A 17,431-nucleotide genomic window follows, 5' to 3' on the forward strand; every position below is an offset into this window, starting at 1 on the left:
TTATTAACTGTCAGTAAGTGATGGAGACGGTCACCGTGTCGGTGTAGGCGCCGGCAATCGGCAGCTGCGGGGCCGGCGCGCGTCCATAAACGGTGACCGTCTGGGTGGTGCCATTGCCGGTGCCGGACAGCGTGTCCACCCCGATGACGGTGCCCCACCGGTTACTGCGGCCGGTATTGCTGTAGAGCTCGTAGTTGACGTAGTTGGCGCTGGTTGCGTGACGCATTCGCCGCACGCTGCCGCTGGCATTGCTGCCATTGTCCAGGCCGATATTCCAGGCGGTGCGGTTGGTGCAGGCCAGGCTGATGGTAGAGGTGCGATCGATCGCGGCGTCGATACTGCCGGCAATGCTGCCGAAGTCCAGATCGGTGGTGACGTAGGCATTGCAGCGTGCCGGCACAGTGGCCGAGGCAGTGAACGGGAAGGCGTTGCTGGCAGTCTTGGAGCCGGTGCCGCCGGCCGTACAGCTGCTCGGCAGCGAGGGTACGCCGGTGATGCTTTCGTTGTAGGAGTAGCGCAGCACAGTGTCGGCGCCGCCAAAGCTGCTGGTGTGGTTGCCAACCGAGAGAATCTGGTTGGCCGGAATCCGCCCGTACACGGTGATGGTGGCGGTCTGCGAGCCGCCGGTGATCACCGGGACGTTGTAAGACAGCGTCAATGTCCGCGGCGAGGGGGCCGCCGACCCGGTGGCGCCCCAGATCTGCGTACGGGTTGCCTCGCTGTAGATCTGGAAATCCAGGCTGTCGCTGGTGGAGTTGAGCATGCGACGAGGCGCATACGCGCCGCTGCTGGCACTGCCGGGGCCAAGGTCCAGGCAGAGGCTAACTTGTGCATAGCCCAGTACGCTGAGCGCGGCGGTCGCGCAGGAAACGTTGAGGGTTGCCACCGCATCGGTGGTGCCGTTGGCCGCCACGTTGCCAAACGCCAATGGCGTGCCGAGGGTGACGGTGCAGGTGGTATCTGCGTGCGCCCGCTCGCTGGGCCCAAGCCACAGCATCGCGATCGTCAGCGCGAGCATCAGGCGCCAAAGCGTGGACATGCTCATGGGGTGGTCTGCTCGGGGATGCACTGCAGCGGACCCACCCGCGGGATGCCGCCCGGGTCGGCCGGATACGCGAACTGCGCAACGCAGCGGCCCTGGGGCAGGTCGACCAGGATGCGGTTGTCGCGTTGCAGGTTGTCCAGATAGGTTTCGCCGTCGTAGCCGACCACCACGCGCTCGGTACTGCCCTCGCGCTGTACCACGCTGCCGACGGGCAGCGGCGCGCCGTGCGCATCGTGCAGCACGATGATGGCGGCGCGCACGCGGGTAATGCCGAAGCGCACCGCCACACCGGATTGCTGGCGCGGTGTCACCGTGGTGTCGACACGGTCCACGCGCAGGTCTGCCGGCAGGCTCAGGGTGTCGATGGAGAGCTGGTTGCGCTGCCACGATTGCAACGGCGTCACCAGCAGGGTGCCGCGCGCGTCGGTGACGCCGATCAAGCGGTTTTCCAGCCGTACCGGAATGCCGGGCTGGCCGTCGGTGGAGACCACCGCGAACGCGTCCTGGATATCGCGCGCGGCGAAGGTGCGGCCGTTCATCCACACCAGGCTGCCGCTGGCGCTGGCATAGCCGAAGGTATCGCCATCCTGGGTTGCTGCGCCGAGGTTGTAACGACCGACCCGGTTCAACCAGCCCAGTTCGGCCAGCCCGCCGCTGGCATCGTCGCCGGCACGTCCTTGCAGGCGCCAGCCGATGCCGCCCAGATCGCCATCGCCAGGCAGTGGCTGGCTGACGTCGGCCACCAAGCCGGTGCGGTCGCCGTTGCGCTGCATCGATGCGCTGGCCTGACGCACTTCGCCGAAGGTGGTCGACAGCGACAGGTACAGGCTGCGATCGCTGGAGACATCCAGATTCTGATTGCCCGACAGATTGGCCGCCCAGTTGCGCCCGAAATTGCGCGACCAGAACACGCTGGCATAGCGCGAGGTATCGCCCTGCGGATAGCTCAGCCGCACATAGCTGGTGCCGAGCGAGCCGATCGGGTCGACGTTGACCCCGACTGCTGCACGGTCGCTGACGCGCGCTGGCAGGGCGCCTTGCAGTGCGCCCAGGTCGCGATAATCGCCATGGGTGCGCTGGCTGCCCAGATTGACGTTGAAACGCCGGTTGTTCCAGGCGTAGCCCAGCACGTACTGGCCGCCACGCAGCGCGTCCATCTCGCTATGCGCGTAGGCGGCATTGAACACACCGCCCACGCCAAGCAGCCACACACCGCCTGCGCCTGCGTTGATCACGCCACCGCCAGTTTCGGCATGCGCTTCGATCGTGAAATCCTCGCGCAGGCCTTTGCGAAAGGTGGCGCTGGCCACACGACGTTGGTCATACGAAAACGAGCGCACGCCGTAGTCGCGGCGCAGATGACCGATGCCGGCCGACCATTCGGAAATGCCGCGCGCCAGCAGCTGCGGTGTGCCATAGAACGCAAAATCCAGCCGACGCACGCGTCCGAACGCATCGGTCACCACGATCTGCGCCTGGCCGGTGCCGCTGATGCCCGGTTGCGCGGCCAGCTGAAACGGGCCGGCCGGCACCTGGCCGCTGTACTGGCGCAAGCCGTCCACATACAGCTCGACGGTGGAAGGCACTGCCGCTTCGCCGAGAAAGCTCGGCGTTGGGGTCAGCACCCGATACGGTTGCAAGGCGTAATTGCGGCCGATCTGCACGCCGCCCAGGCGGATCGAGCGGCTCCAGTCGACAAAGCCGCTATAGAAATCGCCCACGCTGAGGCTGGTGGCGCTGTCCGGGAAATCCATCTGCCAGGCACTGTCCAGACGCACCGCTTCGCTGCGCCAGCGGTTGTCCTGTGGGCGGTCGTAGGCCAGAAAGACCGCGGTGGTATCGACCATGCCACGCCCGATGCCGAACGCGCGCACTTCGGTGGCCAGCGACGCGCTGCTGACGCCGGCGTTGCGGGTGGCATACAGGTCGTAATTGAGCAGCATGCCTGGCGATGCGGTGGCGCTGGGCGGGGCCACTTGTTCGGCTTTGAGCACGGTAGTGGACAACGACAGCTGGGCCAGCGGCGCCTGCAGCGCGAGCCGCTGCAGCGCGGCGTCGTAGCGCACTTCCACGTCGGGCAGGCGGTCCAGATCGACCACTTCGCCAGGCACGCGGTCGGCCAGGATGAAGCCGAGTTTGCGCAGGGTTTCCACCGAGCCGCGGAGCCGCCCGTCGACCAGTTCGAAGGGTGCCAAGCCGCGGTCGGCCTGGTTTAAGGTCACGTCCAGATACAGCGTTTGCGGCTGTGGCGTGGCGCTGGGTGGCGGCTGATCGGGAAGCGACGCCACATCGGCCAGATCGCCGGCTGCGGCGCTGCCCAGGCAACTGGCGGTCGCAAGCAGCGTCATCGCCAGCCGCGCCGCATCACGGTGCCGTCGGCGCGGCCAACAAAGTACGTTCGTCAGCCTCACCATTGATCCTTGCGATGATGGTGCCGCGGCCGAACTGCGCCAGCGGCGCATCCAGCGACCAGCGCATGGTCTGCCCGGGCAGCACATAACCGACCAAGCCGTTCAATGCGGTCTTGGTTGCGCCATCGACCTGGTGCCGCAGGTCGGCGACCTGCGCATGGCCGGTGCCGGTGTTGCTGATCTGTATCTGCGCCTTGCCGTCGCTGCCGGCAACCACTTGCGCGCTCAGGGTCGGCGAGGGTTCGGCGTTGCCGGGCGGCAGCAAGAAGATCGGCACCGAGTAACGCAGCACGAACTGCATGCCTTTGCGGTCGGCATCGGCGCTGGGCAGCTCGTCGACGATGATGCGGTAACACTGCTCCTGTCCGCTCGGGGCAGGCCCGGCGCGGATGACCCGGATCAACTGGCGCTCGCCAGCGGCCAGGGTGCGCATCGGCGGGCTGACCAGCAGATCCTGGGTGGGATCGAGCTGATCCTGCCCATCGCGTTGGGTCCAGCGATAGGCGCGGGTCTGCACCTGGACCGGCGCGCTGCCGCTGTTGCTCAGCCACAGGCCGTCGGCGGTCTGCTGGGCGCTCAGGCTCAGCGATGTGGGCGCCAGCTGCAGGCTGGCGGCATGCGCCGGCGTCGGCAGGGCGCCGTTGGCCATGACCAGCGTCATCGCCAGCCCGGCCGACATCAGCCAGGCAGGTAGACGTGACAACGGGCGGTGATGCACAGGCATGCGCGGGCTCAATAGACGATCGTGGCAGTGATCGTGTCCTGATAGCTACCGGTCGCAGGATTGTTGGCCGACGGGTTGGTCACGCGACCGTAGACCGGGTAGACCTGATTCAGGCCGGTGGCGGTGCGGCTGAGCGTGTTGGTGCCGGTGGTGCTGCCCCAGACCGTGCTGCGGCCCAGATCCTGGTAGAGCTGGTAGGCGATGTAGTTGTTGGTGGTCACCAGCGCGTCGGTATTTTTCATGCGGCGGGTGGTGACGTCGTTGGCCGTCCCGGCATTGCTGCCCGCGCTCAGCGCGATGTTGTACGGCGTCAACGCGGTGCACTGGGCGGTCACGCTGCCGTTGGCGTCGGCATTGGCGGTCGAGGTCGAGAGTACCGAGCCGAAGTCGACGTCCGTGGCGGACGCAGCGGTAATCGTGCAGGCCTTGGTGACCGCGATCTTGACGTTGAAGGTGGTGGTGTCTGCCGCGCTCGCGATGCCAATGGTCGAGAGCAGGCCGAGCGATAGCAGGACAGGGCGGACAGTACGCATGGACATTTCCTTGACCGTTCTGGTCATTGATGACGCGACGAGTCGTCGCCTTCCCTGCAATGCATCAGCTGTGCCAAACATAACGCCGAATTCACACGCTATCTAGCTGTCTTGACTGGTTTTATTGATAAAAGTGGGATGTCTTACGGATGACTCCGTTAGGGCCTTTTTTGACGCTGCGTGCACGGCGTCACGCATGAATAGGCAGCCGCGACGGTTTTCCGTTGTGCGGTCCGCTTGCTACCGGTTGCGGTATCCACACAAAAAGCGCAGGCGCGGGTCGTTCAGATTCAGCCCGGATCGGCGATAATCGTGGCCATGAGCGTCAATCTGAAAACCAAAGAAGAAATCGAACTGATGCGCGTCGCTGGCCGCTTGGCCGCCGAGGTGCTCGATGTGGTGGCACCGCACGTGAAGCCGGGCGTGACCACTGCCGAGCTGGACCGCATCTGCCATGACCACATCGTCAACGTGCAGGGCACCATCCCCGCCAATGTCGGCTATCGTGGTTTCCCCAAGAGCGTGTGTACCTCGGTCAACAACGTGATCTGTCACGGCATCCCGAGTGCAGCCAAGGTGTTGAAGGACGGCGACATCGTCAATATCGACGTCACCGTCATCAAGGACGGCTGGCACGGCGACACCAGCCGCATGTACTACGTCGGCACCCCGTCGGTGATGGCCAAGCGCCTGGTCGAAACGACTTATGAAGCGATGTGGCGCGGCATCCGGGCGGTCAAGCCGGGCGCCACGCTAGGCGATGTGGGCCATGCCATCCAGAAGTTCGCCGAAGCCGAGCGCTTCAGCGTGGTACGCGATTACTGCGGCCACGGCATCGGCAAGGTGTATCACGACGAGCCGCAGGTCATGCATTACGGCCGTCCGGGCGAAGGGCTGGTGCTCAAGCCGGGCATGACCTTCACCATCGAGCCGATGATCAACGAAGGCACCTATCACCATAAGACGCTGCCGGACGGCTGGACCGTGGTCACCAAGGACCGCAAGTTGTCTGCGCAGTGGGAACACATGGTTGCGGTCACCGAAGACGGCGTGGATGTGTTGACGCTGTCGGCCAATTCGCCCGCGCCGGTATGACGGACACGCCGGCGGAGCGACCCGACCCGGGCGTCGCCGGCGACGCTGACTGGGCCGCGCAGGCCCGTCCGCTGCTGGTGCATGCGGACATGCGCCTGTGCAAACGCTTCGACCAGGGCGAGCCGATCGAGCGTCTGGTGGCGCTGCGCGCCCGCGCGGTCGACCAATTGATGCGCAATGCCTGGATGCGCTGCATGCCGGCCGATAGCGGTTTGTCGCTGCATGCGGTTGGCGGCTACGGACGGGGCGAGTTGTTTCCGCGCTCGGATGTGGATGTGCTGGTGCTGGGCGACACCGCCGCGCAACAGCAGCACGAGCAGGCCCTGGCGCGCTTGTTTGCGCTGCTCTGGGATGTGGGCCTGCCGATCAGTCACGCGGTGCGCTCGCCGGCGCAGTGCACTGCTGCGGCCGCCGACCAGACCGTGCTCACTGCCTTGATCGAATCGCGCGCACTGGTGGCCGATGCCGCCGCGCGCGCTGCGCTGGCGACGGCGATCGCGCCGCCGCAGGTGTGGCCGCCGCGCGACTTCTTCCAGGCCAAGCGCGAGGAATTGCTGGCGCGCCATCAGCGCTTCGGCGACACCGCCGATAATCTCGAACCCGACATCAAGGATGGCCCCGGTGGTCTGCGCGACCTGCAGACGCTGGGCTGGATGGCCTTGCGCGCGTTCGGGGTCAAGGACCTGGAGGCCCTGGTCGGGCTGGGCCATGTCGGCTTCGACGAGGCCGCCGCGTTGCGTCGCGAGCGCGAAGAGCTTGCCCGGCTGCGTTTCGGTCTGCACATCGTGGCCAACCGGCCGGAAGAGCGGCTGCGGTTCGATTATCAAAAGACCCTTGCCGAACGGTTGGGGTTCGCCGACGACCCGGAAAGCCTGGGCGTGGAAAAAATGATGCAGCGCTTTTATCGCAGCGCTGCATTGATCCGCCGCATCAGCGACCGCTTGTTGCAGCGTTTCGAAGAACAGTTCGATGGCGAAGCGACGCCGGAGCCTCTGGGCGGCGGCTTCAGCCTGCGCCGCGGCTACCTGGCTGCCGACGCCGAGAGCTGGCCAGACGGCGATGTGCTGCAGGTGTTCGCGCTGTTTGCGCAATGGGCCGCGCATCGCGAGGTGCGCGGACTGCATTCGCTGACCGCGCGCGCGCTGGCCGAGGTTCTGCGCGATCTGCCGGCATACGACATGGCCGATGCCACGGCCCGGGAACGCTTCATGGCATTGCTGCGCGGCCCGCGTGCGGTGGAAACGCTCAATCGCATGGCGCGGCTGGGCGTGCTGGGCCAGTGGATTCCGGCATTCGCCAGCGTTTCCGGGCGCATGCAGTTCGACCTGTTCCATGTCTATACGGTGGACCAGCACACCTTGATGGTGCTGCGGAACATCGCACTGTTTGCCGCCGGCCGCGCCGACGAACGCTTCTCGATCGCGCATGAAGTCTGGCCGCGTTTGCGCAAGCCGGAACTGCTGTTGCTGGCGGGCCTGTTCCACGACATCGCCAAGGGCCGCGGCGGCGATCACTCGGAACTGGGCGCAGTGGATGCGCGTGCGTTCTGCCTGGCGCATCGCCTGAGCGAAGGCGATACCGAGCTGGTGACCTGGCTGGTGGAACAGCACTTGCGCATGTCGGTCACCGCGCAGAAGCAGGACATTTCCGACCCGGAGGTGATTCACCGTTTCGCAACGTTGGTCGGCACACGCGAACGTCTGGATTATCTGTACCTGCTCACCTGTGCCGACATCGCCGGCACCAGTCCCAAGTTGTGGAACGCGTGGAAAGATCGGCTGTTGGCGGATCTGTATTTCGCCGCGCGTCGCGCGTTGCGCGAAGGCCTGGAGCACCCACCACCGCGCGAAGAACGGCTACGCGAGGCGCGCGAATCGGCGCGTACCTTGATGCAGGCGCAAGGGCACGACGATGTCACCATCGATCGCCAGTTTGCCGGCATGCCGGACGAGAATTTCCTGCGTTTCCGTCCCGAGCAATTGGCATGGCAGGCGGCCTCGCTGATCGAAGTGGAGATCGGCCAGACCCTGGTCAAGGCGCGTCGCGCGGTGCCGGACAACGACGCGCTGGAAGTGTTCGTGTATTCGCCGGACCGCGATGGGCTGTTTGCGACCATCGTGGCCACGCTTGATCGCAAGGGCTACGGCATCCATTGCGCACGTGTGCTGGACGCGCCACACGATGCGATCTTCGACGTGTTCGAAGTGTTGCCGCAGGAGACCTATGCCGACGGCGACCCGCAGCGGCTTGCGGCAACGCTGCGTCAGGTGCTGGCCGGCGACCTGCAGAAGGTGCGCCCGGCACGCCGTGCGGTGCCGCGCCAGCTGCGGCATTTCCGCTTCGCACCGCGGGTGGAGTTCAGCGAAAGCGCCGGCGGCCGCCGCACCCGCATCAGTCTGGTCGCACCCGACCGCCCCGGCCTGCTTGCCGATGTCGCGCACGTGTTGCGCATGCAGCACCTGCGCGTGCACGACGCGCGTATCGCCACCTTCGGCGAACGTGCCGAAGACCAGTTCCAGATCACCGACGAGCATGACCGCCCGTTGTCCGAATCCGCCCGGCAGGCGCTGCGCGATGCGCTGTGCGCCTGCCTTGACCCTGTCTAGCTAGCAACTCCGGAGACCCCCATGGCCACCAGCAAGAAGACCGCGCGCAAGCAGAGCGCGACCACCACCGCAGCCTCCAAGCGCGCGGCTGCAACGGGCGGCAAGGCCGCCAAGGTGCCGGCTGTTGCCGCCTCAAAGCCAGGCGTTGGCGTCGGCAAACAGGGCGCAGCAGCGGGCGCTGTCGGCAAAAAGGCTGCTGCATCCGATGCGGCAAGCCCGAAAACCGCTGCAAACAAGACGGGCGGCAAGACCGCAACGTCCGCTGCGCCACGCGTGGCCAAGCAGCCGACCAAAGTGGTTGCTGCACCGGCCGCAAAGAAGGCTGCGGCGGCAAGGAAGCTGCCGATTGCCGAGCAGGCCGTGCACAGCGTCGCACCGCAGGCCGGCAGCGACGAGCTCAAGCTGGGCATCGAAAGCGCATTCGAACGGCGCGCCACGCTGACTATCGACGAGATCGACGGTTCCACCCGTGCCATTGTCAATCGCGTGATCGACGGACTGGAAAGCGGGCAGTTCCGCGTCGCCGAGCCGGACGGGCAGGGAGGCTGGACCGTCAACGAGTGGCTGAAAAAAGCGGTACTGCTCTACTTCCGCGTCAACGAGATGGCGGTGATCGACGCCCAGCCGGCGCCGTTCTGGGACAAGGTGGAATCGCGCTTTGCCGGCTTCCATGAAGCCGAATTCCGCAAGGCCGGCGTGCGCGTGGTGCCGGGCGCAGTGGCGCGTCGCGGCAGTTATTTCGGCAAGGACGTGGTGCTGATGCCGAGCTTCACCAACATCGGCGCCTATGTTGGCGAAGGCACCATGGTCGATACCTGGGCCACGGTGGGGTCGTGCGCGCAGATCGGCAAACACTGCCATTTGTCCGGCGGCGCCGGCATCGGCGGCGTGCTCGAACCGCTGCAGGCCAGCCCCACCATCATCGAAGATCACTGCTTTATCGGCGCTCGCTCGGAAGTGGTGGAAGGCGTGGTCATCGGGCACCACAGCGTGATCGGCATGGGCGTGTTCATCGGCCAGAGCACACGCATCTACAACCGCGCTACCGGCGAGATTTCCTACGGCTATGTGCCGCCGTACAGCGTGGTGGTGTCCGGGCAGTTGCCCTCCAAGGACGGCTCGCACTCGCTGTATTGCGCGGTAATCGTCAAGCAGGTGGATGCCAAGACGCGCAGTAAGACCAGCGTCAACGAACTGTTGCGTGGTCTGGCGGATTAATCCGCTTCGCATCGGCAACAGCTGACGCGCAGCGCCGGTCGAGAGTGCGCCTTTGGCACTCTCGATTGCCGCAATCACCCGCGTGTCTCAGCGCGCTTGTGAGATCGCTTGCCGGTCGCGTTGCACGCAGTTCCATCGCAACCCCTTTCACGAAGTGAGGGGATCTGCACCGCCCTTTGGGATATGTCACATGACCACGCTCTACGGACTCAAAAACTGCGATACCTGCAAGAAAGCCACCAAGTGGCTGGATCGTTTTGGTGTGGCGTATACGTTTGTCGACTATCGCGATCACAAGCCGGAGCCGGACACCCTGGTGGCGTGGGCGGAGCAGGTCGGTGGATTCGATGCATTGATCAACAAGTCCTCGACCACCTGGCGGCAGTTGCCGGACAACCGCAAGGCGGCGGGCAGTGCGGCCGAATGGAAGCTGTTGCTGCGCGAATACCCGCAGCTGATCCGGCGGCCGCTTGTCGCCACCGACGAGGGCGCGCTGCATCAGGGCTTTTCCGATAACGGCTTCAAGAAGCTATTCGGCGTTGGCTAAGCGACTGCGGATTTCGACGGTGCTGCAGACCGTGTTGCCGCTATCGTCGCGGCGCATGACGTCTGGCATGTTGATCGCGCCCGCATCGGCTGGGTAAGCGGTTCGATGTCGCACCGGCAATGACGCGAGTACTGCCTGCAAACCGATTCGCTGCCACGACGGCAACTGCGATCAAACCACGCCGATCGATGCAGACGCGCTTTTCTCCATCAACGCCGCGATGCGGCTCTACTGCGGTGACGTTTCATGAGCGATGTGCTGGAGTTGACCTGTGACCTCATTGCACGTGCCTCGGTAACGCCGGCCGATGCCGGTTGCCAGGCCGCAATTGCGCAGCGCCTGCGCGCAGCCGGCTTCGGCTGCGAGCACTTGCGCCTGGGCGAGGTCGAGAATCTGTGGGCAACCCATGGCAGCGGTGCGCCAGTGCTGGTATTGCTCGGGCATACCGATGTGGTGCCGCCGGGCCCGCGCGAGGCGTGGACCAGCGATCCGTTCGATCCGCAGATCCGCGACGGCGTGCTGTATGGGCGTGGTGCCGCGGACATGAAAGGCAGCGTGGCCGCGTTCGTGGTTGCCGCGGAGCAATTCGTCGCTGCCCACCCAACGCACCCCGGCACGCTGGCGGTGCTGTTGACTTCGGACGAAGAGGGCGATGCCATCGATGGCGTGCGCCGGGTTGCCGAGGTGTTTCGCGAACGCGGGCAAGCGATCGACTGGTGCATCACCGGCGAGCCGTCGTCCACCGAGCGCCTGGGCGATCTGTTGCGCGTCGGCCGTCGCGGCAGCCTGTCCGGCACGTTGACCGTGAAAGGTGTGCAGGGGCATGTGGCGTATCCGCACAAGGCGCGCAACCCGATCCATCTGGCAGCGCCTGCGCTGGCCGAACTGGTGGCGCGGCAATGGGACGATGGCTTCGAAAGCTTTCCGCCCACCAGCCTGCAAGTTTCCAACATCCACGCCGGCACCGGCGCCAATAACGTGATTCCTGGCGAGCTGCAGGTGGCCTTCAATCTGCGCTATACGCCGCATTGGGACGCGCCGCGCCTGGAAGCCGAAGTCACCGCACTGCTCGATCGGCATGCGCTGGACTACACGCTGCGCTGGCACCGCAGCGGCGAACCGTTCTACACCCCGGAAGGGCGGTTGCGCAGCGTCGCGCGCGAGGTCTTGGGCGAGTTCGCCGGTGCGCCGCCGGAAGAAAGCACCGGTGGCGGCACTTCCGACGCGCGCTTCATCGCGCCATTGGGCGCGCAATGCATCGAAGTGGGCCCGGTCAATGCCAGCATCCACCAGGTCGACGAGCATGTGCGCGTGGCCGACCTGCAGGCGCTACCGGCGCTGTACCGCAGGTTGATCGAGCGCCTGCTAGTCGAGTGAGCGGACCGCGCAGACGCCGTTGTTGCCGCTGAAACAGTTGCGCCGGTACAACCGAACCGTTAGCGTCGGCGACATGGTCACTCGCCTCGCCAACCTCAATAACGCCAACCGCAACAATCTGCGCGCGAATAATCGTGCGCGGCCGATGCGGGTCTGCGACTAGGCGACGTCCACCAAACGCCCAGGAACCAGAAAAACCCGCATCGGCCGATGCGGGTTTTTTTATGGGTGTCGATCCTTGCAGCACGCTCTCACCGGCCGCCAACCCCCGCAGTTCTTCAGGAGTGTTTCCATGTGTTCCATCTTCGGTATTTTCGGCCTGCAACCTGGTGACGACCTGCAGGCGCTGCGCCGGCAGGCGCTGGAATGCTCGCAGCGCCAGCGGCATCGCGGGCCCGACTGGAGCGGCGTCTACGTCGATACCGGCGCCATCCTGGTGCACGAGCGCCTGGCCATCGTCGATCCGGCGGGCGGCTCGCAACCGTTGCTCTCCGACGACGGGCAGCTCGCCTTGGCGGTCAATGGCGAGATCTACAATCATCGCGAACTCAAGGCGGAACTGCTGCAGCCGTATGCGTTCCAGACCGGCTCCGATTGCGAGGTGATCAATGCGCTGTATCGCGAAGATACGCCGGCCTCGTATCTCAACCGCCTCAACGGGATCTTTGCCTTCGCGCTGTGGGACAAGACACAAGGGCGCGTCATCATCGCGCGTGACCCGATCGGCGTGGTGCCGCTGTACTGGGGACACGACCGCGAAGGCCGTTTGCGGGTGGCGTCGGAACTGAAATCGCTGGTGGACGACTGTGCCGATGCCGCGCAATTTCCGCCGGGTCATTGGTACGACAGCGCCACCGGCGCACTGAGCCGCTACTACGAGCGCGCCTGGCGCGACTATGACGCGGTGGAAGGTGTACAGGTGCAACTGCAGGAATTGCGCGAAGCATTCGAGCGCGCCGTGCACCGTCAGCTCATGACCGATGTGCCGTACGGTGTGTTGCTGTCCGGTGGCCTGGATTCTTCGCTGGTTGCGGCCGTGGCCGCGCGCTACGCCCGTCATCGCATCGAAGAAAACGACATCACCGAGGCCTGGTGGCCACGCTTGCATTCGTTCGCGATCGGCTTGAAGGGTTCGCCAGATCTGGCCGCCGCCGAAGTGGCTGCCGCAGCGCTCGGCACCGTGCATCATGGTTTCGAATACACCTTCGACGAAGGCCTGGATGCATTGCCCGACGTCATTCGCCACATCGAAACCTATGACGTCACCACCATTCGCGCCTCCACGCCGATGTTCTTGCTGGCGCGGCGGATCAAGGCAATGGGCGTCAAGATGGTGCTGTCCGGCGAAGGCAGCGACGAGATCTTCGGCGGCTACCTGTATTTCCATAAGGCGCCGAACGCGCGCGAATTCCACGGAGAGCTGGTACGCAAGCTCGATGCGCTCAACAACTACGATTGCCTGCGCGCGAACAAGTCGATGATGGCCTGGGGCGTGGAGCCACGCGTGCCGTTCCTGGACCGCGAATTCCTGGACGTGGCGATGCGCATGGATGCCGGCTTCAAGATGATCGACAAGACCAGCAGCGGGGCCACGCGTATGGAGAAGGGCGTACTGCGCGAGGCATTTGCCGGCTACCTGCCCGAATCGATCCTGTGGCGTCAGAAAGAGCAGTTCAGCGACGGCGTGGGCTACGGCTGGATCGACGGACTGAAGGCGCATGCGCAGGCGCAGGTGAGCGACCGCGAACTGGCCGCCGCCGACCGACGCTTCCCGGTCAACCCGCCACAGACCAAGGAGGCGTATTTCTATCGCAGTTTGTTCGAGCAGTTTTTCCCCGGTCAGGCGGCGGCGGAAACCGTGCCGGGCGGCAAGTCGATTGCCTGTTCCTCGCCAACGGCGATTGCCTGGGATGCGAGTTTTGCCGCGATGGCCGACCCATCGGGCCGCGCGATTGCCGGGGTGCACGCGCAGGCGCTGGCGTCATAAGGCTGCAGTCACTAAAGCGGCCGGCCTGCATCGCTGCATGGCCGGCCGCTCAGTCAATAGCGCGTCTTATTGCTCGTGACGCACGCAGTACCCATAGCGCTGCGGATCGATATCCACACCGGCCATGTCGGCCTGGTTGTTGCGCCACAGGTTCGGCTTGAAGTCGGCCGAGGTGCAGTTGGCTGCGCGGTCCACGCCGATGGTGTAGGTAAACGGCGTGTTGGCAAAACGGTTGTTCTCGAACACGTTGTCCTGGCTCATGCTGTTGTCCCAGCACAAGATTTCCGGTGTGCGATAACGAATCGCGCAGGCCAGAAACACGCCGGCCACCTTGTTGCCGTCGAATTGATTGTTGCTGAAGCGGTTGCGCCGCGCGTCAGAGAGATAGATCCCCTGGCTGCCGTTGCGCTCGAAACGGTTGTTGCGGATCTCGCTGTCTTCCAGGTGCTCGGTGGTCAAGCCGGCGGCCACGTTGTCGTGGATGTAGTTGTTGACCATCGTGACCTTGGCGGTGCGGTTGAACGAGACGCCGTCCCAGATTGCGCCGGACACATCGTTGTTTTCGATGGTGATCTCGCGGGTGTCGTACTCGCTCAGCAGGCACGCGCTGCGGCACTTGTTGACCTGCAAACCGGCAAGCCGGATCCCTTGTCCGGACCGCACCACCACCGCGCTATTGCTCAGGTAGGGGCGCTCGGGCATGAACTCCTTGTCGCCTGTGCTCGCGACGATCTGCATGTCTTCGATGCTGACGTTGCGGATCACCCCGGTGGGCTGCTGGTTTTCGTAATCGCCGACCACCAGCACCGGCTGCTGCACACCGTCGGCCATGCGCACGACGGTGCTCGGGCCCTGGCCGCGCAGGGTGAAGTTGCCGCGGTGGATCGAGACCAAGCCGTTGAGCGGGAACTCGCCCTTTTCCAGGCAAAGTACCGTCGGTTTGTCGCTCTGCGGCAGTTTGTCGATGGCTTTTTGCAGGTCCTGGCCAGGGCGTACCTTGGCGGTGCAGGCAGCCACAGGCGCATCCGGCGGGCCGGATTTGGCTGGCGGCGCGGCCGAGCAGGCAGTGGCAAACAGCAGTGGCAACAGGGCGGAAACGGAGCGGGCAAGCACAGGCATGCGGATTCCGATCAGTGGGGGGAGAAGGGCGATGTGCGGAGCAGGACTCCAATCGCGACGGGCTCTAGTGTGTCCCACCGAACGTTAAGTTCCAGCCCATGCGCAGCCGCGCGATTCGGCGCAGGTTCATTACGTTGCTGCAGTCGAGGCTGTTTTTCCCATCCGAGAAGCCGCTGCGTTGACCGGCATCACATTGCGAACGCTGTCGTCAGCGCTCGATGCATCTTGCATTGAACAGATTCGCAGTTCCACGCCACGACTTGCGCCCGTCTTCAACGATGTTGCGCATGCAGGTGGTCGTGCGGTGTCAGACGCCGTGTGTCTTTCCAAACACGAGCAACACGTATTTGGAGCAGGTGGCAGCCGCATGCGCGATGCGCTGTGCACGTCGATCGCCCAGCTTGCCGGTGGCGTGCCACATACCCGCTGCGCGCTGGTCAGAAGCTGTAAGCCAGCTGCACGTAGATGCGACGCGGCTCGCCGGGGAAGTGCCCGGCGCGCGTATTGAACCCGCTTACCGCATAGACCTTGTCGAACAGGTTCTTGACGTTGATCTGCAGCTTCCACGCGTCCCACTGCGTCTGCCAGCTGATGTCGTAAATGGCATACGGTTTGACGCGTTGGCCATCCAGGCTGACGCGTTCGCCCACGTAGTCGGCACCGAAGGCGATCGCCGAGCGCCACATCGGCAGGTCGTAGCGCGTCCACAGGCCGAAGGTGTTGCGCGGTGCATTGGCGAAGCGATCGCCAGAGGCATTGGTGATGCCGTTGGTGCCTGCATCGAGCACGCGTGCATCGTTGTAGGCATAAGTGAGATTGAGTACCCAGCGCTTGGTCAGGTCGGCCAGCAGGTCGACTTCCAACCCTTCGCTGCGCACCAAGCCAAGCGCAGAGAGTTGATTGACGCCGTCGACGACGCGCCCGTTCGCCTGCACGATATTGCTGCGCTCGATGCGGTACAGCGCCGTGTTGAGGGTGAGTCCGCCATCATTGAGCGCAGTCTTCAGGCCCACTTCCCATTGCGTGCTGCGTTCCGGTGCGAACGGGCCGCCCACGCTGCTGTCCTGATTGGCCGCGTCCTGCGGCAGGAAACCGCTGGCATAGCTTGCGTAGGCATTGATGCCGTCGCGTAACACCACGGTGCTGCCGACGCGCCAACTGAGATCGTTGCCGGTGACGTGCGAGCCACTCAGCAGGTCGTCGTCCTTGAAGCCGTCCCAGCGTAACCCGGCCATTGCATACCAGCGCGGCGTCAGCGTGAGTTCGTCCTGCAGATAGGCGCCATAGCGTTGACTGCGCGTGCTGGTGGCACGCCAGGGCAGGGCATCCAAACCGTAATCGTAGAAGCCGCTGCGGCCGTACACCGGGTTGAACAAATCGATGCCAGGCACCGGGCCACGCACGCGTCCGCTGTCGGCGGTGTTGGCGGTTTGCGCGCGGAAATCCGCGTCCAGGCGGTAGTAGTCCGCGCCCATCAGCAGCTTGTGGTCGATCGCCCCGGTACTGGTGCGGAATATCGCGTTGACGTTGCTGGAGATCGCATCGTTGTCGCGGTATTGATTGCGCAGCTGCCGGGTCATCCACTCGGCGGTGCCGTCGCGATCGCGGTCGATCAAGCCCATCGGCTCGTGATAGATCTGATGCTCCTGGTTTTTGAACCAGCGCAGCGCCATGTCCACGTCCCACGCGTTGGACGGCGCAAACCGATACTGCGCAAGCGCCACCTTGGCACGCATGTCCAGGAAATCGGTGGGTTCGTTGTGGTTCCAGCGCCGGTCGGTGAGGAAGTTGCCGTCGTTATCGACCGGTACGCCGCGCAACCGGTTGCCGCCCAGGTTTTGGGTGATGTCGATGTATTGCAGGGTGAGCTCGCCGGTATCGCCGAGATCGAAGGCCACCGACGCATCGCCGATCTGGCTCTGGCTGTCGGTATTCCAACGAAACCCGTCTTCGCCATCGGCATAGGCGCCGATGCGGTAACGGATGCGGCCATCTGCGCGCGCAGGGCCGGTGGCCTCGAACGAGGCTGCACCGAAGGATTGATTGCCCAGCTGCAGTTCGATGCGGCGCGCCGCCTGATGAGCGGGTTTGCGCGTGACGTAGTTGATCACACCCCCGGGTTCGCCACCGCCGTACAGCGCACCGGCTGGACCCTTGAGCACTTCCACGCGTTCGATGTTGAACAGCTGCGGCACCGAGAACCCGGCATACGGGTCGCCGCGCAGGCCGTCGTACAGCACGTTTTCCTGGCGGAAACCGCGCAAGGTCACGCCGGCATAGCTGAAGAAGCTGATGCCGCTGATGCTGCGATACAGATCGGTGATCTGCCGCGCAGCCTGGTCGTCGATCAACTCGCGCGGCAGCACCTGCACCGACTGAGGCACCAGCGCCAGCGGGGTATCGGTACGCGTGGCAACGGCTGCGTCTTCGGACTTGTAGAGCGTCTGCGCACGGCCGACGACATCCACGCTATCCAGCTCGGTCACGGCCGGCGAGGTTGTGTGTTGAGCCAAGGCGGGAAGGGCGTGCAGGGCGAGCGCAGCGGCAAGCGCGGTGACAAGAAGCGTGGGGCGCATTGGTCACTAATGGGAATGGTTATCAAGTGCATCTTAGCATGATGTGTTTGCTCGATCACGGAGACGGGATGCTGGGCGCCATGGTCGATGGCGTCTGCGCGCCCGTGTGCGGATGCAACCATGCGACGCGAAGATGCGGAGCGCGGAGACGCACAAGGCATGCGTGCGCAGCTTCCTTCTCCTGCCGAACAGT

General features: G+C 64.8%; 12 protein-coding genes. 6 read left to right on the top strand and 6 right to left on the bottom strand.

What is annotated here, in order from left to right; genetic code table 11:
* Positions 1 to 10: 10 nt before the first annotated feature.
* Genes FLG15_RS07005 through FLG15_RS07020 form a run of 4 tightly spaced genes read right to left on the bottom strand, consistent with a single transcriptional unit; the run spans position 11 to position 4,713 of the window.
* Entirely contained in the window at positions 11 to 1,045 is a 1,035-nt protein-coding gene (locus FLG15_RS07005) for a Csu type fimbrial protein (protein ID WP_150145740.1), read from the bottom strand.
* Entirely contained in the window at positions 1,042 to 3,393 is a 2,352-nt protein-coding gene (locus FLG15_RS07010) for a fimbria/pilus outer membrane usher protein (protein ID WP_150145742.1), read from the bottom strand. Before FLG15_RS07010 ends, FLG15_RS07005 begins: the two co-directional genes overlap by 4 nt.
* 16 nt (positions 3,394 to 3,409) lie before the next feature.
* The gene (locus tag FLG15_RS07015) at positions 3,410 to 4,180 is read right to left on the bottom strand and encodes a fimbrial biogenesis chaperone (protein WP_039574789.1); all 771 of its coding nucleotides are present in this window, start codon (positions 4,178 to 4,180) and stop codon (positions 3,410 to 3,412) included.
* Between the two features lie 8 nt (positions 4,181 to 4,188).
* Positions 4,189 to 4,713, bottom strand: coding sequence for a Csu type fimbrial protein (locus tag FLG15_RS07020; protein ID WP_057679657.1), 525 nt, complete (start codon positions 4,711 to 4,713; stop codon positions 4,189 to 4,191).
* Between the two features lie 318 nt (positions 4,714 to 5,031).
* Here FLG15_RS07020 and map point away from each other — a divergent pair, with 318 nt between their 5' ends.
* The 6 genes from map (at position 5,032) to asnB (ending at position 13,543) form a co-directional block, all read left to right on the top strand.
* Positions 5,032 to 5,808, top strand: coding sequence for a type I methionyl aminopeptidase (gene map / locus FLG15_RS07025; RefSeq protein ID WP_008576697.1), 777 nt, complete (start codon positions 5,032 to 5,034; stop codon positions 5,806 to 5,808).
* Positions 5,805 to 8,414, top strand: coding sequence for a [protein-PII] uridylyltransferase (locus tag FLG15_RS07030; protein WP_150145744.1), 2,610 nt, complete (start codon positions 5,805 to 5,807; stop codon positions 8,412 to 8,414). The genes map and FLG15_RS07030 overlap by 4 nt, the downstream gene beginning before the upstream one ends.
* 21 nt (positions 8,415 to 8,435) lie before the next feature.
* Entirely contained in the window at positions 8,436 to 9,632 is a 1,197-nt protein-coding gene (dapD, locus tag FLG15_RS07035; protein ID WP_150145746.1) for a 2,3,4,5-tetrahydropyridine-2,6-dicarboxylate N-succinyltransferase, read from the top strand.
* A 190-nt stretch (positions 9,633 to 9,822) separates the two neighbouring features.
* Positions 9,823 to 10,179, top strand: a complete 357-nt coding sequence (locus FLG15_RS07040; protein ID WP_057679645.1) for an arsenate reductase — start codon at positions 9,823 to 9,825, stop codon at positions 10,177 to 10,179.
* A gap of 246 nt (positions 10,180 to 10,425) precedes the next feature.
* A complete protein-coding gene (gene dapE / locus FLG15_RS07045) occupies positions 10,426 to 11,556 on the top strand; it encodes a succinyl-diaminopimelate desuccinylase (protein WP_057679644.1) in 1,131 nt (376 codons plus the stop codon).
* A 292-nt stretch (positions 11,557 to 11,848) separates the two neighbouring features.
* Positions 11,849 to 13,543 carry an asparagine synthase B gene (asnB, locus tag FLG15_RS07050; RefSeq protein ID WP_150145748.1) on the top strand — a complete coding sequence of 565 codons (1,695 nt, stop codon included), beginning with the start codon at positions 11,849 to 11,851 and terminating at the stop codon, positions 13,541 to 13,543.
* Between the two features lie 66 nt (positions 13,544 to 13,609).
* Here asnB and hpaM read toward each other — a convergent pair whose 3' ends face one another.
* The gene (hpaM, locus tag FLG15_RS07055; RefSeq protein WP_150145750.1) at positions 13,610 to 14,740 is read right to left on the bottom strand and encodes a type III secretion-associated outer membrane-bound protein HpaM; all 1,131 of its coding nucleotides are present in this window, start codon (positions 14,738 to 14,740) and stop codon (positions 13,610 to 13,612) included.
* Positions 14,741 to 15,099: 359 nt separating this feature from the next.
* Complete coding sequence (locus FLG15_RS07060) at positions 15,100 to 17,238, bottom strand: TonB-dependent siderophore receptor (RefSeq protein ID WP_150145752.1); 2,139 nt, start codon at positions 17,236 to 17,238, stop codon at positions 15,100 to 15,102.
* Positions 17,239 to 17,431: the final 193 nt, after the last annotated feature.

It is taken from the genome of Xanthomonas phaseoli pv. dieffenbachiae, assembly GCF_008639345.1.
GTDB classification, from domain to species: Bacteria; Pseudomonadota; Gammaproteobacteria; order Xanthomonadales; family Xanthomonadaceae; genus Xanthomonas; species Xanthomonas phaseoli.

Excerpts from the sequence above, each read along its gene's own strand:
- FLG15_RS07005 (WP_150145740.1), bottom strand. The coding sequence starts at position 1,045 with ATGAGCATGTCCACGCTTTGGCGCCTGATGCTCGCGCTGACGATCGCG.
- FLG15_RS07010 (WP_150145742.1), bottom strand. The coding sequence starts at position 3,393 with ATGACGCTGCTTGCGACCGCCAGTTGCCTGGGCAGCGCCGCAGCCGGC.
- FLG15_RS07015 (WP_039574789.1), bottom strand. The coding sequence starts at position 4,180 with ATGCCTGTGCATCACCGCCCGTTGTCACGTCTACCTGCCTGGCTGATG.
- FLG15_RS07020 (WP_057679657.1), bottom strand. The coding sequence starts at position 4,713 with ATGCGTACTGTCCGCCCTGTCCTGCTATCGCTCGGCCTGCTCTCGACC.
- map (WP_008576697.1), top strand. The coding sequence starts at position 5,032 with ATGAGCGTCAATCTGAAAACCAAAGAAGAAATCGAACTGATGCGCGTC.
- FLG15_RS07030 (WP_150145744.1), top strand. The coding sequence starts at position 5,805 with ATGACGGACACGCCGGCGGAGCGACCCGACCCGGGCGTCGCCGGCGAC.
- dapD (WP_150145746.1), top strand. The coding sequence starts at position 8,436 with ATGGCCACCAGCAAGAAGACCGCGCGCAAGCAGAGCGCGACCACCACC.
- FLG15_RS07040 (WP_057679645.1), top strand. The coding sequence starts at position 9,823 with ATGACCACGCTCTACGGACTCAAAAACTGCGATACCTGCAAGAAAGCC.
- dapE (WP_057679644.1), top strand. The coding sequence starts at position 10,426 with ATGAGCGATGTGCTGGAGTTGACCTGTGACCTCATTGCACGTGCCTCG.
- asnB (WP_150145748.1), top strand. The coding sequence starts at position 11,849 with ATGTGTTCCATCTTCGGTATTTTCGGCCTGCAACCTGGTGACGACCTG.
- FLG15_RS07060 (WP_150145752.1), bottom strand. The coding sequence starts at position 17,238 with ATGCGCCCCACGCTTCTTGTCACCGCGCTTGCCGCTGCGCTCGCCCTG.